This window comes from Mycolicibacterium sp. TUM20985 (assembly GCF_030295745.1).
In the GTDB taxonomy this organism is placed as follows: domain Bacteria; phylum Actinomycetota; class Actinomycetes; order Mycobacteriales; family Mycobacteriaceae; genus Mycobacterium.
The window spans coordinates 3,919,951-3,941,545 of record NZ_AP027291.1 but is presented as its reverse complement, the minus strand read 5'-3'; the positions used below and the strand labels follow the sequence as shown (position 1 = coordinate 3,941,545).

Genomic DNA, 21,595 nt, shown 5'->3' with positions numbered 1-21,595 from the left:
CGGGTGTGGTCGATCTCACTCGATGCGCCCATCCTGTAGGTCACACTTGACGCATGTCAAGTTTTGCTCTGGCATGGCGGCAGTGCGAAGGTTGTCCGTCATGAGCGCCGAATCGGTTCCCCGCGAGGTCCGCCGCAGCCGCGGTGACCTCCAGCGTGAGGCGATCCTGGGCGCCGTTCGCGAGTTGCTCGAGTTCAAGGCCTTCTCGGACCTGTCGGTCAGCAGTATCAGCGAGCGCGCGGGAGTCGCGCGTTCGGGCTTCTACTTCTACTTCGACTCGAAATACGCGGTGCTCGCAGTGATCGTCGCGGACGTGATGGAGGAACTCGACAAGCTCACCCACGACTTCGCGCCGCGTGAGCCGGACGAGACGCCCTCGGAGTTCGCCAAGCGCATGGTGGGCAGCGCGGCGGCGGTCTTCGCGAGCAATGACCCCATCATGCGGGCCTGCACGCTCGCTCAGAACACCGACGCCCAGATCCGCGAGATCATGAACGACTTCGAGGACGGCGTCATCGAGAAGATCGTCGGCCTCATCAAGCAGGACGCGGGGGCGCGACCCATCACCGACGACCTGACGGCACTCGTGCGCATGCTGACGGCGACGTCGGCGATGACCCTGTCGCACGACTCCGGTTTCGTCGGACGGGGCTCCGACCCCGGCCGGGCCCTCGAGGTGCTCGAGCGGCTCTGGCTGAACGCGCTGTGGGGTGGCGGGAGCTTGGCCCCGAGTTGAGCGGTACTAAGGTCGCGAACATGGCGCAGGGATTTGCGGGCAAGCGGTGCTTCCTCACGGGGGCCGCCAGCGGAATCGGGCGATCGACGGCGCTGAAGCTGGCTGCCGAGGGCGCTGAACTGTTCCTCACCGACCGCAATGCCGAAGGCTTGGCCCAGACGGTCGCCGATGCCCGGGCGCTCGGCGCGGTGGTCTCGGCGCACCGCACCCTCGACGTCTCCAGCTACGACGAGGTGGCGGCGTTCGCCGCCGACATCCACAGCGCACACCCGAGCATGGACGTGGTGATGAACATCGCCGGCGTGTCGGCGTGGGGCACGGTGAGCCACTTGAGCCACCGACACTGGGAATCGATGGTCGCCATCAACCTGATGGGTCCCATCCACGTCATCGAGGCGTTCGTGCCGCCGATGGTGGCCGCGGGCCGGGGCGGCAGTCTCGTCAACGTCGCGTCGGCGGCCGGCCTGGTGGCGCTGCCGTGGCACGCCGCGTACAGCGCGAGCAAGTACGGCCTGCTGGGCGTCAGCGAGGTGCTGCGCTTCGACCTGGCCCGACACGGCATCGGAGTTTCGGTGGTCGTGCCGGGCGCCGTGCGCACACCGCTGGTCGACTCGGTGGAGATCGCCGGCGTGGACAGGGATCACCCGCAGGTGCGCAAGTGGGTGGACCGGTTCAGTGGCCACGCCGTCACCCCGGAGTTGGTGGCGGACAAGATGCTTCGCGGAATGGCCCGCAATCGGTTCCTCATCTACACCTCGCACGACATCCGCGCGCTCTACGCCTTCAAGCGCTTCGCGTGGTTGCCGTACAGCTTCGCGATGCGACGGGTGAACGTGATCTTCACGCGCGCCCTGCGACCCTCCAAGCCGGATGAGTCGAGACCGGCGAGCTAGGACCGGTTCAGGCCAACGCGTCGGTCAGCGCTTGCCCCAGTCCCACTGGGGCGCGTCGAGCCTCGTCTGACCCTCGATGCGGGTCTCACCCCACTCCTTGTGGAGCTCGATCTCGCTGGAGTCCTCAGTGGTCAGATGCTCGCGCATGGCCAGCGAATGGGTGACGACGACGACTTGGGTGGTGGCCGCCGCCGTGCGGATCATCGTCGCCAGCGGTGCCACCAGGTCGGGGTGCAGGGACGTCTCGGGTTCGTTGAGCACCATCAGCGAGGGCGGTTTCGGCCCGAGCAGCGCGGCGGCCCATAGGAGGAATCGCAAAGTGCCGTCGGACAACTCGGCGGCGCGCAGGGGTCGCAACATGCCGCGTTGGTGCAGTCGCAGCTCGAAGAGGCCGTCATGAACCGCGACCGACACCTCGGCTCCGTCGAAGGCGTCGGCGACGGCCCGCGGCAGGTCGTCGAACCCGGCCTCGACGATCGTCTGGACGGCAGCGGCCAGGTCGCCGCCGTCGTCGGACAGCACCGGCGTGCGGGTGCCGATGCGAGGCCGCCGCGCCGGTGCGTCGGGGTCGACTCGGAACCCGTCGTAGAAACGCCAGTCGCGCAACCGATTCCGAACGGAGGCCACTTCGGGCAGCGCGCCGGGATGGGCGTATTCGGCCAGCACGCTGCGGTAGGCGGGCAGGGAGCGGGTGAGCTCGTCGAATCCGCGGCCGGATTCGGACGCGACCTCGGCGTAGTCACGCACTCGGCTGACCAACGTCGAGCTCGGCCGCAATCGGGGACCTGCGAACACCGCCTCCCGTTTGATCTCCGGGTCACGGGCGAACAGCGAGCGGAGCCCGGTGTCCTGCGGCAGGCCAAGATCGATTAGATAGCCGAAATCATCTGAGGCGTAACCGAGTTCGAGCGAGATCGGTCGCGTGCGCGTGGTGCCCTCGCTTCGTCCGGTGCGCCGGGCACCGCCGACGTTCTCCGGTCCTGCCCACAGCACCGACTCCAGGCCGCCCTCACGCGCCAGCGAACCGATCACCTCGCCGCGGCCGCAGTCCGCGAGCAGGCGCAGCGCCCGGTACACCGACGACTTGCCCGTCCCGTTGGCACCGGTGACCACGGTGAGACGCGTCAGCGGGATGACGACGTCGCGCATCGATCGGTAGCCGCGGATCGCGACGGTGTGCAACATGGAGTCGAGGCTAGGTCCCCCCGGTGACAGCAGGAGCAGCCGCCGATGGCATGGCCAGTTCGAGGCGGACGCCGAGCAGTCTTACCGGGCGATCCAATTCGAACCGATGGAAGACGGACAGCGCGGTGTCGACGATGACCGACTCGTCGATGCCCGCCTCGCCGAGCTTGCGGATCTTGGTCCTGGTGAAGAACGTGCTGGTGCGAACCGTGACGGCGACACGGGTCACCGTGCGGCCCTGCGCGACGACCTCGTCGAGTGTCTGGCGCGCCAGGTCGGCGATCGCGTCGTCCATCGTGGCTCGTTCGGTCAGATCCTCGGGGAAGGTGACGACGTGACTCCGCGATCGGGGTACCCACGGTTCGGCGCTGACGGTGTCGTCGCCACCGCCCTTGGCCAGCAACAGAAGCCACAAACCCGTCGTCGGTCCGAACGCCGAGACGAGCACCTCGGAGTCGGTGGCGGCGAGGTTGGCGACGGTCGTGATACCCAGGGCGGCAAGTCTTTTGGCGGTCTTGGGGCCGACTCCCCAGAGCGCGTCGACGCCACGGTCGCCCATCACCGTCATCCAGTTGTCGTCGGTCAGACGGAAGACGCCGGCCGGTTTGCCGAAGCCGGTCGCCACCTTCGCCCGCTGCTTGTTGTCACTGATGCCCACCGAACACGACAGTCCCGTCTCGGCTTCCACGACCCGGCGAACGTGTTCGGCCAGCGCGTAGGGATCGGTGACGTCGGCGCCGAGGTACGCCTCGTCCCAGCCCCATACCTCGAGGGGATGGCCGAGATCCCGCAGCAACGCCATCACCTGCTCTGATGCCTCGTCGTAGGCTGCCGGGTCGGACGGCAGGAACGTCGCGTCCGGGCACTTGCGGGCGGCCGCGCGCAGCGGCATGCCCGCACGGACGCCGTACTCGCGCGCTTCGTATGACGCGCACGTCACCACCTTGCGGGGTTCGGCAGGGTCGCCGTTCCCGCCGACGATCAGGGGCAGGCCGACGAGTTCGGGGCGCCGCCGGAGTTCGACCGATGCGAGGAACTGGTCCAGGTCGACGTGCAACACCCACATGGTCTCACCGCCCACACAGCTTGCGCGCCACGCTTTCCCAGGCATCGCCCTGCTGCTCGAGGCTGCGGCCCATGTCGTTGACCTCGTGAACGACGTGGTCGGCGTCGAGCAGGGCCAGGAGGGCATCGGTCTGCGCGTCGAGGTCACCCGTCGTTTCCGCGGCCTCGAGCAGCACCCGGACGTGGCGGCGATGCAGCGTGGCGGGCGCGTTGAACCGCGTCTGCGGATCGCTGTTGGCGTCGGAGAGCAACACGCGGTGATCCCAGGTGAAGCGGAGGCGCCCGCGGCCGTAGGCGAGAAGTCGCGTCAGCGGCGGTGCGCCGGGCCCCAACGGCGGGGGGCCGAACATGAACGCCTGCTGTTCGGTCTTCTCGTCTTCGTCGAGGAGCACGATCATGAGACCGGCCCGGCTACCGAAGCGTCGGAAGAGCGTGCCCTTGCCGACTCCGGCGGCGGCGGCGACGTCGTCCATCGTCACGGCGTCCGCGCCGTGTTCGTCGACCAGGCGGCGGGCGGCGGCCAGCAGCAGGGCGCGGTTGCGGGCGGCGTCACCCCGTTCGATGGGCGCGGAGTCGATGACCGGCAGCCCGGTGAGCCCATCACCAATGGTCATGCCTGCACTTTAGCCCAGCCGGAATGAATCGGACTATGGTCCGGTTATCCTGTGCGAGGATCGGAATCAACTGACGGGAAGGTCGACCGAACATGGCTGACGTGAAGGTATTGGTACTGGTGGGCAGTCTGCGCGCGGCATCGGTGAACCGACAGCTGGCCGAGGTGGCCGAGGAGTCGGCCCCGGCGGACGTGTCGTTGCAACTCTTCGACCGACTGGGTGAACTGCCGTTCTACAACGAGGACATCGACGGGGAGGGAGTGGCCGAGTCCGTGCAGACGCTGCGCCTGGCCGCGGCGGAGGCGGATGCGGCGCTGGTCGTCACGCCCGAATACAACGGCAGCATCCCGGGCGTGTTGAAGAACGCGATCGACTGGCTGTCGCGGCCGTACGGCAACGGGGCGCTCAAGGACAAGCCGCTGGCGGTCATCGGGTCGGCACTCGGCCAGTTCGGCGGCGTGTGGGCGCACGACGAGACGCGCAAGTCATTCGGCATCGCCGGCCCGCGGGTGGTCGAGGACCTGAAGCTCTCGGTGCCCGCCGCGGTGTTCGACGGCAAGCACCCACGGGAGAACGCCGACGTGGTTCGGCAGGTTCGCGACGTGGTCGGGAAGCTGGTCGCCGAGGTTGGCTGACCTCACCCATCGCAAAGCCGCCGACGCGCCCCGGGCCGGGTTCGTCGGCGGCTTTGCTATTAGGAGTCGTCCCGAGAGGCGTGTCGGTGGGCGGTGGTAGACCGGTACCGACAGTGCGACACGGGTGCACTGTGACGTGCGACACGCCGATCCGAAATGGGGGCGAGGGCTTACGACCAGGGAATTCCATCAATGTCGTTCAGAACATCTTGTATCTCTTCTGAATGTCGGACACTAGGTGTAGTGTCTTGCAGACCGACAGGCCCCAGATTTCCTTACTGAGCAAGGGTCGGCCGGAGCTCTCGAAACCAGCTGGTCGGGTCAACCGAACGCTGGTCGGACAGCTCCGGACGACGGGAATTTCACGGGTCTCCGGGCTGCTGAACTTCAGGGGATAGCAGTAGCCAGTCAGACCAGTTCTCGCAGAGGAGCCGAAGTGACCCAAGCCTCGATCACCGTCTACACCAAGCCCGCGTGCGTGCAGTGCAACGCCACGTACAAGGCGCTCGACAAGCAGGGCATCGCCTACGAGAAGGTCGACATCAGCCTCGACGACGAAGCGCGGGACTACGTGATGGCGCTGGGTTATCTGCAGGCGCCCGTCGTCGTCGCGGGTAACGATCACTGGTCGGGCTTCCGGCCCGACCGCATCAAGTCGCTGTCCGGCGCAGTAGCCGTCACGGCCTAGGGAGTATCGGGCGGGTACGAGGGGAACGTGATGAGCAATCTCGTCTACTTCTCCAGCGTCTCGGAGAACACCCACCGCTTCGTCGAGAAGCTCGAGATGCCCGCCATCAGGATTCCACTGCGCGAACGCATCGAGGTGGACGAGCCCTATGTGCTGGTGCTTCCGACCTACGGCGGCGGGCACGCCAACGGTCCCGACATCGAACGTGGGGGCTACGTCCCCAAGCAAGTGATCGGCTTCCTCAACAATGAACACAACCGGGCGTTGATCCGCGGCGTGATCGCGGCGGGCAACACCAACTTCGGCGCCGAGTACGGCTACGCCGGCGACGTCGTCTCCCGCAAGTGCGGCGTTCCCTACCTCTACCGCTTCGAACTGATGGGCACCACGGACGACGTCTTCGCCGTCCGCGAGGGGCTTGCCGACTTCTGGAAGGACCAGACGTGTCACCAACCGTCACTGCAGAACCTGTAACCACCGGAGTTCACGCACTCCCGGGCGAGACCGACTATCACGCCCTCAACGCGATGCTCAACCTGTACGACAAGGACGGCAAGATCCAGTTCGACAAGGACCGGGAAGCCGCCAACCAGTACTTCCTGCAGCACGTCAACCAGAACACGGTGTTCTTCCACAACCAGGACGAGAAGCTCGACTACCTGGTCAAGGAGAACTACTACGAGCGCGAGGTGCTCGACCAGTACTCGCGCAACTTCGTCAAGACCCTGCTGGATCGCGCATACGCCAAGAAGTTCCGCTTTCCGACGTTCCTGGGTGCGTTCAAGTACTACACGTCCTACACGTTGAAGACGTTCGACGGGAAGCGCTACCTCGAACGCTTCGAGGACCGCGTCGTCATGGTGTCGCTGACGCTCGCCGCCGGTGACACGATGCTGGCCGAGAAGCTCGTCGACGAGATCATCGACGGCCGGTTCCAGCCGGCCACCCCGACGTTCCTCAACTCGGGCAAGAAGCAGCGCGGCGAGCCGGTCAGCTGCTTCCTGCTGCGCATCGAGGACAACATGGAGTCCATCGGGCGGTCCATCAACTCGGCGCTGCAGCTGTCCAAGCGCGGTGGCGGAGTGGCGTTGCTGCTGAGCAACATTCGCGAGCACGGCGCACCGATCAAGAACATCGAGAACCAGAGCTCGGGCGTCATCCCGATCATGAAGCTGCTTGAGGATTCGTTCTCCTACGCCAACCAGCTGGGTGCCCGCCAAGGTGCCGGCGCGGTCTACCTGCAGGCGCATCACCCCGACATCTACCGGTTCCTCGACACCAAGCGCGAGAACGCCGATGAGAAGATCCGCATCAAGACGCTGTCCCTCGGTGTGGTCATCCCGGACATCACGTTCGAGCTGGCGAAGAAGAACGAGGACATGTACCTCTTCTCGCCGTACGACGTCGAGCGCGTCTACGGGATGCCGTTCGCCGACATCTCCATCACCGAGAAGTACTACGAGATGGTCGACGACGCGCGCATCCGCAAGACGAAGATCAAGGCGCGCGAGTTCTTCCAGACGCTCGCCGAATTGCAGTTCGAGTCCGGCTACCCGTACATCATGTACGAGGACACGGTGAACCGGGCCAACCCCATCGAGGGCCGGATCACCCACAGCAATCTGTGCTCGGAGATCCTGCAGGTCTCGACGCCGTCGCGGTTCAACGAGGACCTGAGCTACGCCGAGGTGGGCAAGGACATCTCGTGCAACCTGGGGTCGCTCAACATCGCCAAGACGATGGACTCGCCGGACTTCGCGCAGACCATCGAGGTCGCGATTCGCGGTCTGACCGCGGTCAGCGATCAGACCCACATCTGGTCGGTGCCGTCGATCGAGCAGGGCAACAACGACTCTCACGCGATCGGGCTCGGGCAGATGAACCTGCACGGCTACCTGGCGCGCGAGCGCATCATGTACGGGTCCGAAGAGGGCATCGACTTCACCAACATCTACTTCTACGCGGTGCTCTACCACGCGCTGCGGGCAAGCAATCGCATCGCGATCGAACGCGGCACGCGCTTCGGCGGTTTCGAGAAGTCGAAGTACGCGTCGGGGGAGTTCTTCGACAAGTACACCGATCAGGTGTGGGAGCCGGCCACCGAACGCGTGCGGGAGTTGTTCGCCGAAGCGGACATTCGCATTCCGACGCAGGAGGACTGGAAGCGGCTCAAGGAGTCGGTGCAGCAGCACGGCATCTACAACCAGAACCTGCAGGCCGTCCCGCCGACGGGGTCGATCTCCTACATCAACTACTCGACGTCGTCGATCCACCCGGTGGCGTCGCGGATCGAGATCCGCAAGGAAGGCAAGATCGGTCGCGCGTACTACCCGGCGCCGTATCTGACCAACGACAACCTCGAGTTCTACGAGGACGCGTACGAGATCGGCTACGAGAAGATCATCGACACCTACGCCGCGGCCACCCAGCACGTGGATCAGGGCTTGAGCCTGACGCTGTTCTTCAAGGACACCGCCAGCACGCGCGACGTCAACAAGGCGCAGATCTACGCCTGGCGCAAGGGCATCAAGACGCTGTACTACATCCGCCTGCGCCAAATGGCTCTGGCGGGGACTGAGGTTGAAAATTGCGTCAGCTGCATGTTGTGACACCTGGTCACTGACAGCTGAACTCTGTTGGCGGCAGAACTTCCGACCGGAGGCGTGATCTACGGGGTCAGGCTCCGGTCGGAAGTCGTCTATCGTTATGTAGGTCTCACGACCAAATCGGTCAAAGTCCGCCTCCGGCAACATGTCACGCTCGCCCGGTCGGGGAGAAAGACTCCGTTCTACGATTGGCTGCGAAAGCACGATGGCGCTGGCATCGTCGCTGACCAACTCGAGCGTGTAGAAGGCCTCCAAGAACTAGGGCAGGCGGAAATCGTCTGGATCGAGTCGCTTCGGCGGCATGGGCATCCTCTACTAAATTTGTCTCAGGGCGGTTTGGGTCCCATGGGCATCGAATGGACGGCCGAAATGCGGGAAGCCGCCAGGATTAAGTCGACCGGGCGGAAATGCATAAGCCGATTTGCTGACGCCAACCCGTTCTATGGGCGTACTCACGCGGCGGAGCAGCGCGCGAAATGGTCGGAGCTCCGAATGGGACAGAACGTGGGACCCGACAATCCGAACTACGGAAAGTTCGGACGGGACCACCCGAGTTTCGGCCACGTGATGTCGGAAGAAGCTCGCGAGAAATTGTCCGAGCAGAGAAGAGGTGTCGCCAATCCGAACTACGGCCGTCGTGCGAGCGATGAGACACGCGCCAAGATGTCGGCAGTGCGAAAAGGACGATCAATGCCATCGAGTCGACGTAGCGCGCATACCCGCCACCACACGAATCGTGGGATCAAGAAGGACACGTGCAAGTACTGCATCGAAGACGCCGGTTGAGTCGTCGGAGACATGGCGCACAAGTGTTTTCCGACGGGGGCGACCGCTGAGGTCGTCATTGTGTCGCGAAAGCCTGCTTGATCCACGTGTGAGAGAAATGCGGAAGAGACTCTCGCCTTGAGTCGCGCCTCGAACGCCGCTTCGGTCGCGTCGGCGACAGGTTCGATCGGGGATCAGCTGTCGCGGGCCTGGTCTGCGTGCAACGCCTTGATGCGTCGCTCCTCGCGCAGCACGCTCTGGTAGTTCTCGCGTTCGGCGACGAGCCACTCGGGCTTCTCCTCGAGCAACTCGTTGATCTGCTCAGTGGTGATCGCCTCGGTGATGCCACCGCGTGCGAGACCGGCGATCGAGACGCCCAGCTTGGCTGCCACCAGATTCTTCGGATGCGGCCCGTTCTTGCGGAGGTCCTGGAGCCACTGCGGCGGATCCTCCTGCAAGGCGGTGAGCTCGGCGCGGGTGATCGCGTTGTCCTGGAATTCCGGAGGCGTCGCGGGCAAGTACACGTCTAGCTTCTTCGCCGCCGTGGCGGGCTTCATGGACTGTGCATTCGGCCTGCTCATGGCCCAAAGCCTATCCGTGAGCCTGTCGGTAGCCTGAGGCGGTGGCTTCATCCTCGCTGCCCTCGCTCACAGTGGGGTACGTCCCCGGTGTGACGCCCGCGAAGTGGGCTCGGACCTGGGCGCAGCGCCACCCCGAGGTTCCGCTGCGGTTGCAGGCCGTCGCCGCCGCCGACGCAGCGGACGCGTTGCGGGCCGGCGCCGTCGACGTGGCGCTGCTCCGGCCGTCGGGCGACGCGTCGGGAGTTGCCGTCATCCCCCTGTACGAGGAGACGACCGTGGTCGTGGTGCCGACCGATCACCTGCTGAGCGCCGCCGACTCGGTCACCGTCGCGGACCTCGACGGCGAACCGATCCTGGTGCCGCTCGACGACGTCGTCGGATGGGACGCCACCCCCGGTGTGCGGGTCGACCAGCGACCCGAAACCACCAGTGATGCAATCGAACTCGTCGCCGCGGGCATCGGTGCACTCATCGTTCCGCAGTCGCTGGCGCGGCTGCATCACCGCAGGGACCTCACCTACCGCCCGATCGCGGAAGCGCCCTCCTGTCCCGTGGCGCTCGCCGTCCCCGCGGGGCAGCAGGCCACACTGGTCGAGGAGTTCATCGGAATCGTGCGGGGCCGCAAGCCCAGTTCGTCGCGAGGGCAGGCCGAGCCGCCGCCGAAACGCAGTGCGCGGGAGAAGACGCTCGCGAAGCAGGCCGCCCGCGCCGCTGCGGGGAAGGCTGCCCGCAAGCCGGGCCGGGATGCGCGCGGTCGTCACTGACTCGTCGAGTGTGTGGCTTCTCGATGCAACGTGCGAGTGGCGTTGTCGACGCCCCACACACTCGGCGTGGCCAATAAATCAGTGGAATTCGGCAGCGGGGTCGTTCACCCTCGTCTGTGTGAACGTGCAGCTGTATTCGACGCCGGATGGTTTCGGCCCAGTGTCACGCTGGGTCTACCGCCGGGATCCGGTGCTGTTCACCACCGAACTCACCACCTTGCGCACCTCGCGGTGGCCCGCCGAGCACCTCCTGTTGGCGGCCTTCGACGGTGAGGGCGTCCTCGGCGCGGCGCTGCAGATGCGCGACGGCGTGCTCCTGGTCAACGGGCTGCCGCCCGCACTGGCGAAGGAAGCGGCGGCTACGCTCGCGCCGGCGCGGGCCGACCTTCCTGCGGCACGCGGAACACTCTCCACCGCAGAGGCTTTCGGGCAAGCGTGGACCGAGGCCACCGGTGCAGAGGCTTCGGCATCGTTCGCGGAGACGCTGTATCGCCTCGGCGATCTGGTCGCGCCCGATGGCGTCGTCGGCGAACCACGACTTGCCGGTGCAGAGGATGCCGAGTTGCTCGGCGAATGGCTGGACGCGTTCTTCATCGAGGCCTTCGAATCGGAGTCGAATCCGTCGGCCAGCCGCGCACTGCTTCGCGACATCGCCGACGCCGGTGGGCACGTCGTGCTGTGGACGGTGGACGGAGCGCCCGTCGCGATGGCGCGGATCCACGGCTGTCTGCTGGGGATGTCGCGCATCGGCCCCGTCTACACGCCGCCGTCGAACAGAGGACGTGGCTACGGCGCAGCGGTCACCGCCGAGGCTGCGCGGCACGCTCGACGCCACGGCGCGCGCGACGTGGTGTTGTTCGCCGACGTGGCCAATCCGGTGTCGAATGCGATCTACCGCAGACTTGGCTTCAGACCCGTCGCAGAGTGCGTGCAGTACGGGTTCGGCGAGTGTGGGGCTACTTCACCTGGTGCTGCGGACCCTGTTCCTTCTTGTACAGCGCCTTGAGCATGCGATCGCGGAAGAACGCGTTGTCGATGAGCTTGATGCCGTTGTTCGCCACCGCGGGGATACCGGCGAGCTTGTGGAAGTAGCGGCCGCGCCGGTACTCCTTGCCCCATGCCGCTTCCATGCGCTGCCCGTAGTTGGTGAAGTCGTCGGGCCCGCCATTGGTCAGTGCCGCGATCGCGCACTCACCGGCGGCGAGGCCCGATTCGAGCGCCTTGGAGATGCCCGCGCCCGACGCCGGCTTGCCCGCACCGAGTGAATCTCCGGTGAAGAGCACGCCGGGACGCCACGGCGGCCACGCGGTGAAGCCCATGGGCAAGCGCCAGGCCCGCACCAGCTTGTCCTTCTTCAATTCCTCGATGGGCGGCAGTCCCCAATCGCGGGGCAACGTCTGCATGAACTCGCCCATGAACTGGGTGGCGTTGATCTTCTGCCAGTCCTTATAGCTGTTGACATAGCCGAGGCCGATGTTGATGCGACCGCCGCCGAAGGGGAACACCCAGGCATAGCCCGGCAGCTGGTCGCCCTGGAACTTCAGGTTGAGGTAGATGTCGAGTGAGTCGGAGTCGGGCTTGTTGGCGGGCATCTCCGCGCGGATCGCGATCGCCGAGTAGCCGTTGTACTCCGAGTCGATCTTCAGGGCGCGCTTGATGGGGGAGTAGGCACCGTCGGCCGCGATGACCGCGTCGCCGTAGACCTTCTCGCCGCTCTTGAGCACGACGCCCACGACGCGACCGCTGGCGTCGAGTTCGGGTCCGGTCACCTCGCACGACTGCCGGATCTCGGCGCCTGCGGCCTCGGCGTGCTTGAGCAGCAGGGTGTCGAGCTGCGGCCGGGGTGCGACGTACCCGTGGTTCGGCATGCCCGGGCGGGTGGGGAAGGACAGCTCCCACTTCGAGGGGCTGTACACCGTCACGCGGTTGACCCGGTGAAATTTGTCGACCTCGTGGGCGAGGCCCATCTTCTGCAGGTAGCTGACCGCGCGGGCGGTGAGACCGTCGCCGCACGGCTTGTCGCGGGGGAATTCGGCCTTGTCCAGGACGACTACCTTGGCGCCCGTCTGCGCGGCCTGCCATGCTGCGGCGGCGCCGGAGGGGCCACCACCGGCAATCACCAGGTCGTAACGCTGCGTCATGTGTCTCGTCTCGTAGAACGGGGGGATATCGGGAGCGATCGTACCCGCGCGGCCCCGCGCGTTCATGCCGTGAGCGCGCTTCCCGGCCCGGTCTTGGCAGGTCAGCGCCGCTCAGCCGGTACAGTGAGTCCGTGCGCAGACCGTCTCGGCCCCATCCGGGGACCCAACCCGGCGTGAAGGTCGATGCGCGTAGCGAGCGCTGGCGCGAGCATCGCAAGAAGGTCCGTGCCGAGATCGTCGACGCCGCCTTCCGCGCCATCGACAACCTTGGCCCGGAGCTCTCCCTTCGCGAGATCGCCGAAGAGGCCGGCACCGCGAAGCCCAAGATCTACCGTCACTTCACCGACAAGGCCGACCTCTTCCAAGCCATCGGTGAGCGGCTGCGAGACATGTTGTGGGCGGCCATCATTCCGTCCATCAACATCTCGGCCGACCCTGCGCGCGAGGTGATCCGGCGCAGTGTCGAGCAATACGTCTACATGGTCGACCAACATCCCAACGTGTGTCGCTTCCTGATTCAAGGCCGCTTCGCCGAGCAGAGCGAGTCGACGATGCGGGCACTCAACGAGGGCCGTGACATCACCCTGGCGATGGCCGCCATGTTCAACGACGAGCTGCGCGAGATGGAGCTCGACGGTGCGGCGATCGAACTGGCCGCCTTCACGACCTTTGGCTCGGCCGCGGCGGCCACGGAGTGGTGGCTCGGCCCCAGTACCGACAGCCCCCGCCGCATGCCGCCGGACGAGTTCATCGCGCACATGTCGACGATCATGCTCGGCGCCATCAACGGCACCTGTGAGCTGCTCGGCATCAACATCGACCCCGAGCTTCCCCTGCACGAAGGCGTTCGCCGCCGCGAATCCGTCGCCTGATATCCGGTACCCGCGTTCCCAGGTATCCTGGGCGGCATGACCCTCGCCGAAGAGGCCGACGCCCTGTCGGCGCAGAAGCAACCCGTCCGCACCCGCGCCGTCATCATCGGCACCGGATTCTCCGGCCTGGGGATGGCGATCGCACTGCAGAAGCAGGGCTTTGGCGCCAACGACTTCGTCATCCTCGAGAAGGCGGCCGAGATCGGCGGCACCTGGCGGGACAACACCTATCCCGGCTGCGCCTGCGACATCCCGTCGCACATGTATTCGTTCTCCTTCGAGCCGAAGCCCGACTGGACCCACATGTGGTCGCTGCAACCCGAGATCCTCGACTACCTCAAGGGTGTCACCGAGAAGTACGGCCTGCGTCGCTACGTGCGCTTCAACGCTCACGTCGAGCGCGCGCACTGGGACGACGCCGAGATGCGGTGGCACGTCTTCACCGGTAGTGGCGAGGAGTACGTCACCCAGTTCCTGATCTCGGGCGCCGGCGCCCTGCACATTCCGTTGATCCCCGACGTCGAGGGCCGTGACGACTTCGCCGGCGCCGCCTTCCACTCGGCGCAGTGGGATCACTCCGTCGACATCACCGGCAAGCGGGTCGCCGTCATCGGCACCGGCGCCAGTGCCATCCAACTGGTACCCGAGATCGTGAAGGACGTCGCCGAGCTTCAGGTGTACCAACGCACGCCGCCGTGGGTGATGCCGCGGCCCAACAACGCTCTGCCGCAGTGGATCCGGCGGGTGTTCACCGACGTGCCCGGCACCAGGGCCGCGATGCGCCTGGGCATCTACTGGATGCACGAGGTGGTGGGCTTCGGTATGACCAAGCAGCCGGAGTTGCTGAGGATCGGCGCGTGGCTCGGCAAGTGGAACATCCGGCGCGCCGTCAAGGACAAGGCGTTGCGCCGCAAGCTGACTCCCAACTACCGGGCCGGTTGCAAGCGAATCCTCAACTCCGACACCTACTATCGCGGTATCGCGAACCCCAAGACCCAGGTGATCACCGAGCCCATCACGAGGATGACTCAGAGGGGCATCGTCACCGGCGACGGGGTAGAGCATCCGGTCGACGTGGTGGTGTTCGCGACGGGGTTCCACGTGACCGACTCGTACTCCTACGTCGACATCAAGGGTCCCGGCGGAGAGGACCTGGTCGATCGCTGGAACCGCACCGGCGTCGAGGCGCACCGAGGCGTCGCCGTGGCGAACATGCCGAACCTGTTCTTCCTGCTCGGCCCGAACACCGGTCTCGGCCACAACTCGGTGGTGTTCATGATCGAGGCGCAGATCCGGTACGTGGCGCAGGCCATCGCTGCCGTCGGGAAGGCGCGCGCCCAGGCGGTGGCGCCGACCCGTGACGCCCAGGAAGCCTTCAACGACGATCTGCAGCACGACCTCGCGAAGACGGTGTGGAACACCGGGGGTTGCCGGAGCTGGTACATGGACTCCCACGGCGTGAACCGGGTGCTGTGGGGCGGCATGACCTGGCAGTACTGGCTGGCGACCCGCCGATTCGAGGCCGACGAGTACGAGTTCATCGGTCGCTGACGGCGCCGGCGACCCGACACGCCAACACAAGTTGTTGTGTTCCGGCGCGTTGTCGTACCCCAGTTGTAGTGTCGAGGTAGTCACATGTCACGCGTCGAATTGGGGTCCAAGGTGTCCGAGGGAATGAAGCTGATCGACCGGGTCTCGGCCATTAACTGGAACCGCATTCACGATGAGAAGGACGCCGAGGTCTGGGAGCGGCTGACCGGTAACTTCTGGTTGCCGGAGAAGGTGCCGGTGTCCAACGACATCCCGTCCTGGGGCACGCTGAACGCTCACGAGAAGCAGCTGACCATGCGGGTCTTCACCGGCCTGACGCTGCTGGACACCATCCAGGGCACGGTCGGCGCGGTGAGCCTGATCCCCGACGCGATCACGCCGCACGAGGAGGCGGTGTACACCAACATCGCGTTCATGGAGTCGGTGCACGCCAAGAGCTACAGCAACATCTTCTCCACCCTGTGCTCGACGGTGGAGATCGACGAGGCGTTCCGCTGGTCGGAGGAGAACCCCAACCTGCAGCGCAAGGCCGAGATCGTCATGAACTTCTACAAGGGTGACGATCCCCTGAAGCGCAAGGTGGCCTCGACGCTGCTGGAGAGCTTCCTGTTCTACTCGGGCTTCTACCTTCCGATGTACTGGAGCAGCCGCGCCAAGCTCACGAACACCGCCGACATGATCCGGCTGATCATCCGCGACGAGGCCGTGCACGGGTACTACATCGGCTACAAGTTCCAGAAGGGTCTGGCGCAGGCGGACGAGGCGCGCAAGGCCGAGTTGAAGGACTACACCTACGAGTTGCTGTTCGAGCTCTACGACAACGAGGTCGAGTACACGCAGGACCTCTACGACGAGGTCGGCCTCACCGAGGACGTCAAGAAGTTCCTGCGCTACAACGCCAACAAGGCGTTGATGAACCTCGGCTACGAGGCGCTGTTCCCCAAGGACGAGACCGACGTCAACCCGGCGATCCTGTCGGCGCTGAGCCCCAACGCCGACGAGAACCACGACTTCTTCTCCGGGTCGGGGTCGTCGTACGTGATCGGCAAGGCCATCAACACCGAAGACGAGGACTGGGACTTCTAACGCCGCAGCCAGCCGCGAGAGCACGCCGTCACAGGCGGTGATGACCGCGACCAGTAGATCGGCCAGCACTGAATGTGCTTGGTGGAGAAGGATAGGCGTCCACCGGTTCACCGGCCTCATCCCATGAATAGTTGCGCTATCAACGGGGTGTATCGAGACGCCAAAGGGCGCCGGAGACTTTCCCCGGCGCCCTTTGGGTCTTACTGGTTAGGACGAAGCGCCATTGGCCCCGTTCGCGCCGGCGCTGCCGCCGGCCCCCGCGGTGCCGCTGCCGCCGGTCGCACCGGTCGCACCGGTGGCGCCGGTGGTCCCGGTCGCTCCGGTCGCGCCCGTCGCGCCGGTGGCTCCGGTGCTGCCGGTCGTTCCGGCCCCACCGGTGCCGCCGAACAGGCCACCGCTCCCCGCGGTGCCCGTCGCCCCGCCAGCCCCACCGGTTCCACCGGTGCCGCCCGCCGCGCCGGTGCCGCCGGTGCCGCCGGTGCCGCCCGCGCCGCCGGTGCCGCCCGTTCCGGCCGCACCCCCCGTTGCGCCGGATCCGCCGGCGCCGCCGGTTCCACCGGTAGCGCCACCCGAGCCAGCGCCACCCGCGCCGCCTACGCCACCGTTGCCACCGGCAGCACCGTTACCGCCGGTGCCACCTGCCGCTCCCGTGCCGCCGGTGCCGCCGGCTCCGCCGGCCTGCCCGTCGCCGCCGGTACCGCCGGTGCCGCCGGTGCCGCCGCTACCGGCTGCACCGCCGCTGCCGAAGATGCCGCCGGTGCCGCCGTTGCCGCCAGCGCCTGCCGGTCCGCCGTTGGTGCCGTTGACGCCGACGACGGTGCCGTTGGTGCCGGTGCCGCCCGTACCGCCGACCTGGCCGGTTCCGCCCGTTCCGCCGGGAGCGCCGATCCCGCCGCTGCCGCCGGTGCCGCCGTTACCGCCGGCGCCGCCCGCACCGACGCCGGTCGCCGCGCCGCCTGCGCCGCCCGCACCGCCGTCGGTGGCGCCGGTCCCCCCGTTGCCGCCGTTGCCGCCGTTGCCGCCGATGGCCACACCGGTAGCAGGTGTCGAGGCGCCGCCCGCGCCGCCGGCACCGCCGTTTCCGCTGTCGGTGCCGCTGCCACCCGCAGCCCCGTTGCCGCCGACGCCCGAAGCGCCCGCAGTGCCGCCGGCACCGCCAGCGCCCGCCGGGTCACCCGGGCTGCCGGGGAGGCCATTCTGACCCGTACCGGCAACACCGGCCGCGCCGTCGACGCCCGCGATGCCGCTGCCGGGCGGATTGACACCGTTGAGGCCCGCCGAGCCGATCAGAGTGCCGTTCGGGCCCGTCGTGCCAGCGGGGGCCGCTGCCGGCGCCGCACCCGCCGAGATGCCGGGTGTGCCTGCGCCACCCATGCCACCGGCGCCGCCGTTGCTGAACAACCCAAGCGAACCGGCGTTGCCGCCGTTGCCGCCCGCCGCGCCGGTGCCACCGGTGCCACCGGCTCCACCATTGCTGAAGTGAGCAAGGAGCCCGGCGTTACCGCCGTTACCGCCGATCGCGCCAGCCCCACCGGTTCCACCGGCACCGCCTCCGCCGAAGATCAGCGCGCCGGCTCCGCCGTTACCGCCCGCGACTCCCGCCGCGCCCGAGCCGCCGGCGCCGCCGTAGCCGAAGATGAGCCCGGCGTTACCGCCGTTGGCACCGCTGCCCGGTGCGCCGTCGACGCCGTTGGACACGAAGATGTTGACGATCGGGATCAGGCCGACGAGGCCGATCACGTTATAGAACGGCTGGTAGGCGACCGGTCCGATGAACTGGGCGGCCAGCGCGTTGGGGGTCGGAACGAGCGAGAACATGCTCGGCCCGACCAGGCTCGTGGTGGCGCCGGTGGGGCAGCCGGCAGCGACGATCAGGCACTGCGGGCCCGTCGGGGGCGAGATGAGCGGCGCGGCTTGCGCGGTGCCGGGCCCGAAGGCCAGCGCGACGCCTGCGCCGGCGATTGCTATTCCGGTGGCAAATGGATACATGGAATTCTTCATGGGGACCCCCTAGGTGGCTCTTGCGAACCCACGCTTTCCGGCTGCTGGGAGCCGGGACCGCAAACTGTGACGTGAGATGTCGTCTACACCGATGGGTTGTCGCAACGCCGATCGCGGTTGGGAGCCTTCCTATAGTCCCCCCGGTGGTGACTCATGTCACCATAGCAGTAGGCGTGCGTGCATGCATCAGTTCAAAGCACGAGTCAATATTTGCGGGAGTGGCCTCGACGCACGAAGGTCCCCGCACTCACGTGCGGGGACCTTCATCGCTTACGGGAGGTTAGGCGTCGCTGCGCTCGTGCGCGTCCTCCATGACCGTCCGACCGATCTCGGCGTACATCTCCGGCTTGGTGGTGCGCAGCCACACCGCGTAGGCCAGACCGATGAGGAAGACCGCCAGGATCATGTACGGCGCCACCTTGAACACGTCGGACTTCGCCGCCAGACCAGCCGCGAACTCGCGGTTGTCCCACAGCAGCCACACCACGTACAGCATCGCCACTCCGCCGATGAGCGGGCAGATCAGCGTGGTGATCACGTTGCCGCGGTGAGTCTTCTTGACCCAGAAGAACCAGATCACCGCCGCCGAGCAGATGGCCTGCACCAGCAGGATCGCCGCGGTGCCGATGAGCGCCAGCAGGCCGTAGACGTTGACGTACGGCACCAGGGCCGGGGTGTCGACGGGTGTGCCGTTGGCGTCGGGCACCTGAACGGCGGTGAAGAACGCGAAGGCCAACACGATCAGCAGTGTGATCACGCTCTGAATCGTCGACGCGATGTACGGCGACCCGTGCTGAGGATGGGTGCCGCCGATGGTGTTCTTGATCCTGTCCGACGGGACTTCACGCCCCAGGGCAAAGAGGTACCGCGACGCCGCGTTGTGGAACGCCAGGGCGCAGGCGAACGAGCCGATCACCAGCAGGCCCTTGTACACGTCGAGCAGCACTCCGCCGAGGTTGTTCTGCACCAGGTTGAAGAACAGGTCGAGCGGCGATGCGCTGATCGACGTTTCGACGGAGGTCTTCGCACCGTTGCCGGCAATCACCATGGCCGAGATGAACGTGTAGAACAAGCCGAGGCCGACGACCGCGATGATCGTCGCCCTGGGAATGATCTTCTTCGGGTTGCGCGACTCTTCGCCGTACACGGCAGTGGTCTCGAAACCGACCCACGACCAGAAGGCGAAGAAGAGGCCGATCGCCATCGAGCCCGCTGCGGCGGCCGTGCCGAATGCCCCTGCGGGCAAGCCCTCGAACGCATTGTTGAGCAGCACGGTCTGATTGAGCATGAACCCGTCGGGGCCGCCACCGGAGAAGATCACCGAGAACGCGAGCGCCAAGAGGATGAGGACCTCCGCGGTGAGCGTGATGCCCAGGATGGCCGCAGTGAGGCTGATGTCGAAGTAGCACAGCGCCGCAATGGCCACGATCGCGACGATGGCGATGACCAGCCAGGGGACGTCCACGCCGAAGATGGTGTTGATGGCGTCATTGGCGAAGTACGCGCAACCGCCGATCAGCGACCCTTCGAACACCACGTAGGCGAACGTGGCCAGCATGCCGCTGGCCATGCCCCAGGTCTGGCCGAGGCCGTGCGAGATGAAGCCGTAGAAGGCGCCCGTCGTGGTGATGTGTCGCGCCATCGCGACGTACCCGAGGGCGAACAGGGTCAAGATGATCGTCGCGAACAGGAAGCCCGCGGGGGCGCCCAGGCCGTTGCCAAAACCGACCGCGATGGGCACGTTGCCCGTCATCGCGGTGATCGGAGCGGCATTGGCGACGGCCATGAAGATGACCGCGACGATGCCGATGGATCCCTTCTTCAGTCCATTGGACCGCGCGGCTGACGTGTCGTCGGTTGTTGCGGATTCAGCACTCACATGGCGCTCCCAGCTATGAATTAAGCACGAAATTGGACCCGCCACGATGCAGGTCCGCCCACGAGCGTCGCACCCGCGACCACATCCGACAACTCGAACGGCGAACTTGGTGACGAAAGGCCATGGCGGCGGTACTAGATCGACCGCGCCAATGAGCCGCATGACGATCACCTCGCGGGTCGTGACGATCGTGCGATGGCTGGAGCCGGCTATCGGGAGGGTGCGCCCGACCCGGACCGGGTGCCTTTGCTGGAAGCGATCAGCTCCGACGACGAAACGGCCCAAGCCCCCCGCGTAGAAACCGGGGAAGCCTGGGCCGCTCGCGTCGAGCTCCAGCGTGGAGTTACTGCGTGGGGGTTACAGCGTGGCGGTGTCGATGACGAACCGGTACCGGACGTCGCTGGCGAGCACCCGCTCATACGCCTCGTTGACGTAGTCGGCGGCGATGACCTCGATCTCGGGCGCGATCTCGTGCTTGGCACAGAAGTCGAGCATTTCCTGGGTCTCGGGAATGCCGCCGATCATCGAGCCGGACAGGCTGCGACGCTGCGCAGCGAGCGGGAAGAACGGCAACTCCATCGGCTTCTCCGGCGCCCCGACCTCGACCAGGGTGCCGTCGGTGGCGAGCAGGTTCATGTAGGCGGCCAGATCGAGAGTCGCCGAAACGGTGTTCACGATGAGGTCGAACTTGCCGGCCAGTTTGGTGAAGGTATCCGGGTCACTGGTGGCGTAGTACTCGTCGGCGCCGAGACGCAGACCGTCCTCCATCTTCTTCAGCGACTGGCTCAGGACCGTCACCTCGGCGCCCATGGCGTGCGCGATCATGACGCCCATGTGGCCGAGGCCGCCGAGGCCGATGATGGCGACCTTCTTGCCGGGCCCGGCACCCCAGTGGTGCAGGGGCGAGAACAGGGTGATGCCGGCGCACAGCAGGGGTGCCGCCTTGTCCAGCGGGATGTTGTCGGGGATCCGCAGCACGTAGTTCTCGTCGACGACGATGGCCTGGCTGTAACCGCCGTAAGTCGGGGTGCCGTCCTTGCCGGTGGCGTTGTAGGTGCCGACCATGCCGCCCTCGCCGGTGCAGTACTGCTGCAGACCGGCCTTGCAGTTGTCGCACTCACGGCAGGAGTCCACGAAGCACCCGACCCCGACGTGATCGCCGACCTTGTACTTGGTGACCTCGGCGCCGACCTCGGTGACGACGCCGGCGATCTCGTGGCCCGCGACGACCGGATACTCGGGAACGCCCCACTCACCCTTGACGGTGTGGATGTCGGAGTGGCAGATGCCGGCGAACTTGATGTCGAACGCGACGTCGTAGGGGCCGACGTCACGGCGCTCGATGGTGGTCTTGGTCAGTGGATCGGTGGCCGAGGTGGCGGCCATCGCGGAAACTGTGGTGGTCATCTTCTCTTCGTACCCTCTTCTTCTACATGCGAAATCTTCGCCGAGCGTTCGACGAACGTCGTGAATCGTGGCGCAGCGTTGCGCTGCCCCAGGATTTCCCAACCGGGGCAATCGCCAGATTAGTCC

General features: G+C 66.4%; 20 protein-coding genes. 12 read left to right on the top strand and 8 right to left on the bottom strand.

Annotated elements, in window-relative coordinates; translation table 11 throughout:
• Window positions 1-100: 100 nt before the first annotated feature.
• Window positions 101-736: a TetR/AcrR family transcriptional regulator gene (locus tag QUE68_RS19295; protein ID WP_284227828.1), complete on the top strand. Its 636-nt coding sequence runs from the start codon at window positions 101-103 to the stop codon at window positions 734-736.
• A 20-nt stretch (window positions 737-756) separates the two neighbouring features.
• A complete protein-coding gene (locus tag QUE68_RS19290) occupies window positions 757-1,629 on the top strand; it encodes an SDR family oxidoreductase (protein WP_284227825.1) in 873 nt (290 codons plus the stop codon).
• Window positions 1,630-1,653: 24 nt separating this feature from the next.
• On the opposite strand, the gene QUE68_RS19285 is transcribed toward QUE68_RS19290, so the two are convergent.
• From QUE68_RS19285 to QUE68_RS19275, 3 genes are read right to left on the bottom strand one after another with little or no spacing between them, the layout of a single operon-like run.
• Window positions 1,654-2,814 carry an AAA family ATPase gene (locus QUE68_RS19285; protein ID WP_284227823.1) on the bottom strand — a complete coding sequence of 387 codons (1,161 nt, stop codon included), beginning with the start codon at window positions 2,812-2,814 and terminating at the stop codon, window positions 1,654-1,656.
• A gap of 10 nt (window positions 2,815-2,824) precedes the next feature.
• The gene (locus tag QUE68_RS19280) at window positions 2,825-3,880 is read right to left on the bottom strand and encodes a DNA polymerase IV (protein ID WP_284227821.1); all 1,056 of its coding nucleotides are present in this window, start codon (window positions 3,878-3,880) and stop codon (window positions 2,825-2,827) included.
• A 4-nt stretch (window positions 3,881-3,884) separates the two neighbouring features.
• Window positions 3,885-4,493 (bottom strand): TetR/AcrR family transcriptional regulator, encoded by a 609-nt coding sequence (locus QUE68_RS19275; protein ID WP_284227819.1) that lies wholly within the window; start codon window positions 4,491-4,493, stop codon window positions 3,885-3,887.
• A gap of 92 nt (window positions 4,494-4,585) precedes the next feature.
• Between QUE68_RS19275 and QUE68_RS19270 the strand changes: the two genes are divergently transcribed.
• The 5 genes from QUE68_RS19270 (at window position 4,586) to QUE68_RS19250 (ending at window position 9,208) form a co-directional block, all read left to right on the top strand.
• Window positions 4,586-5,128 carry an NAD(P)H-dependent oxidoreductase gene (locus tag QUE68_RS19270; protein WP_284227817.1) on the top strand — a complete coding sequence of 181 codons (543 nt, stop codon included), beginning with the start codon at window positions 4,586-4,588 and terminating at the stop codon, window positions 5,126-5,128.
• A 436-nt stretch (window positions 5,129-5,564) separates the two neighbouring features.
• Window positions 5,565-5,816, top strand: coding sequence for a redoxin NrdH (locus QUE68_RS19265; RefSeq protein WP_286274265.1), 252 nt, complete (start codon window positions 5,565-5,567; stop codon window positions 5,814-5,816).
• Window positions 5,817-5,846: 30 nt separating this feature from the next.
• Window positions 5,847-6,290, top strand: coding sequence for a class Ib ribonucleoside-diphosphate reductase assembly flavoprotein NrdI (nrdI, locus tag QUE68_RS19260; protein ID WP_284227813.1), 444 nt, complete (start codon window positions 5,847-5,849; stop codon window positions 6,288-6,290).
• A complete protein-coding gene (gene nrdE / locus QUE68_RS19255; RefSeq protein WP_284227811.1) occupies window positions 6,260-8,425 on the top strand; it encodes a class 1b ribonucleoside-diphosphate reductase subunit alpha in 2,166 nt (721 codons plus the stop codon). Before nrdI ends, nrdE begins: the two co-directional genes overlap by 31 nt.
• Before the next feature lie 27 nt (window positions 8,426-8,452).
• On the top strand, window positions 8,453-9,208 hold the full coding sequence (locus QUE68_RS19250; RefSeq protein WP_286274264.1) for an NUMOD3 domain-containing DNA-binding protein: 756 nt from the start codon (window positions 8,453-8,455) through the stop codon (window positions 9,206-9,208).
• A gap of 173 nt (window positions 9,209-9,381) precedes the next feature.
• Here QUE68_RS19250 and QUE68_RS19245 read toward each other — a convergent pair whose 3' ends face one another.
• Complete coding sequence (locus QUE68_RS19245; RefSeq protein WP_284227807.1) at window positions 9,382-9,768, bottom strand: DUF5997 family protein; 387 nt, start codon at window positions 9,766-9,768, stop codon at window positions 9,382-9,384.
• 41 nt (window positions 9,769-9,809) lie between these two features.
• On the opposite strand from QUE68_RS19245, the gene QUE68_RS19240 reads away from it, so the two are divergent.
• On the top strand, window positions 9,810-10,532 hold the full coding sequence (locus QUE68_RS19240; protein ID WP_284227806.1) for a LysR family substrate-binding domain-containing protein: 723 nt from the start codon (window positions 9,810-9,812) through the stop codon (window positions 10,530-10,532).
• A 118-nt stretch (window positions 10,533-10,650) separates the two neighbouring features.
• Window positions 10,651-11,538, top strand: coding sequence for a GNAT family N-acetyltransferase (locus QUE68_RS19235; protein ID WP_286274263.1), 888 nt, complete (start codon window positions 10,651-10,653; stop codon window positions 11,536-11,538).
• Here QUE68_RS19235 and QUE68_RS19230 read toward each other — a convergent pair.
• A complete protein-coding gene (locus QUE68_RS19230) occupies window positions 11,489-12,673 on the bottom strand; it encodes an NAD(P)/FAD-dependent oxidoreductase (protein ID WP_286274262.1) in 1,185 nt (394 codons plus the stop codon). The two genes, QUE68_RS19235 and QUE68_RS19230, sit on opposite strands and share 50 nt — an antisense overlap.
• A gap of 131 nt (window positions 12,674-12,804) precedes the next feature.
• On the opposite strand from QUE68_RS19230, the gene QUE68_RS19225 reads away from it, so the two are divergent.
• From QUE68_RS19225 to nrdF, 3 genes are all read left to right on the top strand, one after another.
• Window positions 12,805-13,545, top strand: coding sequence for a TetR/AcrR family transcriptional regulator (locus QUE68_RS19225; protein ID WP_284227800.1), 741 nt, complete (start codon window positions 12,805-12,807; stop codon window positions 13,543-13,545).
• 36 nt (window positions 13,546-13,581) lie between these two features.
• The gene (locus QUE68_RS19220; protein ID WP_284227798.1) at window positions 13,582-15,096 is read left to right on the top strand and encodes a flavin-containing monooxygenase; all 1,515 of its coding nucleotides are present in this window, start codon (window positions 13,582-13,584) and stop codon (window positions 15,094-15,096) included.
• A 123-nt stretch (window positions 15,097-15,219) separates the two neighbouring features.
• Entirely contained in the window at window positions 15,220-16,182 is a 963-nt protein-coding gene (nrdF, locus tag QUE68_RS19215; protein WP_454786374.1) for a class 1b ribonucleoside-diphosphate reductase subunit beta, read from the top strand.
• 207 nt (window positions 16,183-16,389) lie between these two features.
• On the opposite strand, the gene QUE68_RS19210 is transcribed toward nrdF, so the two are convergent.
• From QUE68_RS19210 to QUE68_RS19200, 3 genes are all read right to left on the bottom strand, one after another.
• Window positions 16,390-18,183 (bottom strand): PGRS repeat-containing protein, encoded by a 1,794-nt coding sequence (locus QUE68_RS19210; RefSeq protein ID WP_286274261.1) that lies wholly within the window; start codon window positions 18,181-18,183, stop codon window positions 16,390-16,392.
• A gap of 280 nt (window positions 18,184-18,463) precedes the next feature.
• Window positions 18,464-20,062 carry an APC family permease gene (locus QUE68_RS19205; protein ID WP_284227794.1) on the bottom strand — a complete coding sequence of 533 codons (1,599 nt, stop codon included), beginning with the start codon at window positions 20,060-20,062 and terminating at the stop codon, window positions 18,464-18,466.
• A gap of 357 nt (window positions 20,063-20,419) precedes the next feature.
• Window positions 20,420-21,469, bottom strand: coding sequence for an NAD(P)-dependent alcohol dehydrogenase (locus tag QUE68_RS19200; protein ID WP_284227792.1), 1,050 nt, complete (start codon window positions 21,467-21,469; stop codon window positions 20,420-20,422).
• Between the last annotated feature and the right edge of the window lie 126 nt (window positions 21,470-21,595).

Bases quoted from the DNA above. Each gene is read 5' to 3' on its own strand.
- QUE68_RS19295 (WP_284227828.1), top strand. From the start codon at position 101: ATGAGCGCCGAATCGGTTCCCCGCGAGGTCCGCCGCAGCCGCGGTGAC.
- QUE68_RS19290 (WP_284227825.1), top strand. From the start codon at position 757: ATGGCGCAGGGATTTGCGGGCAAGCGGTGCTTCCTCACGGGGGCCGCC.
- QUE68_RS19285 (WP_284227823.1), bottom strand. From the start codon at position 2,814: ATGTTGCACACCGTCGCGATCCGCGGCTACCGATCGATGCGCGACGTC.
- QUE68_RS19280 (WP_284227821.1), bottom strand. From the start codon at position 3,880: ATGTGGGTGTTGCACGTCGACCTGGACCAGTTCCTCGCATCGGTCGAA.
- QUE68_RS19275 (WP_284227819.1), bottom strand. From the start codon at position 4,493: ATGACCATTGGTGATGGGCTCACCGGGCTGCCGGTCATCGACTCCGCG.
- QUE68_RS19270 (WP_284227817.1), top strand. From the start codon at position 4,586: ATGGCTGACGTGAAGGTATTGGTACTGGTGGGCAGTCTGCGCGCGGCA.
- nrdI (WP_284227813.1), top strand. From the start codon at position 5,847: ATGAGCAATCTCGTCTACTTCTCCAGCGTCTCGGAGAACACCCACCGC.
- QUE68_RS19245 (WP_284227807.1), bottom strand. From the start codon at position 9,768: ATGAGCAGGCCGAATGCACAGTCCATGAAGCCCGCCACGGCGGCGAAG.
- QUE68_RS19230 (WP_286274262.1), bottom strand. From the start codon at position 12,673: ATGACGCAGCGTTACGACCTGGTGATTGCCGGTGGTGGCCCCTCCGGC.
- QUE68_RS19220 (WP_284227798.1), top strand. From the start codon at position 13,582: ATGACCCTCGCCGAAGAGGCCGACGCCCTGTCGGCGCAGAAGCAACCC.
- nrdF (WP_454786374.1), top strand. From the start codon at position 15,220: ATGAAGCTGATCGACCGGGTCTCGGCCATTAACTGGAACCGCATTCAC.
- QUE68_RS19210 (WP_286274261.1), bottom strand. From the start codon at position 18,183: ATGAAGAATTCCATGTATCCATTTGCCACCGGAATAGCAATCGCCGGC.
- QUE68_RS19200 (WP_284227792.1), bottom strand. From the start codon at position 21,469: ATGACCACCACAGTTTCCGCGATGGCCGCCACCTCGGCCACCGATCCA.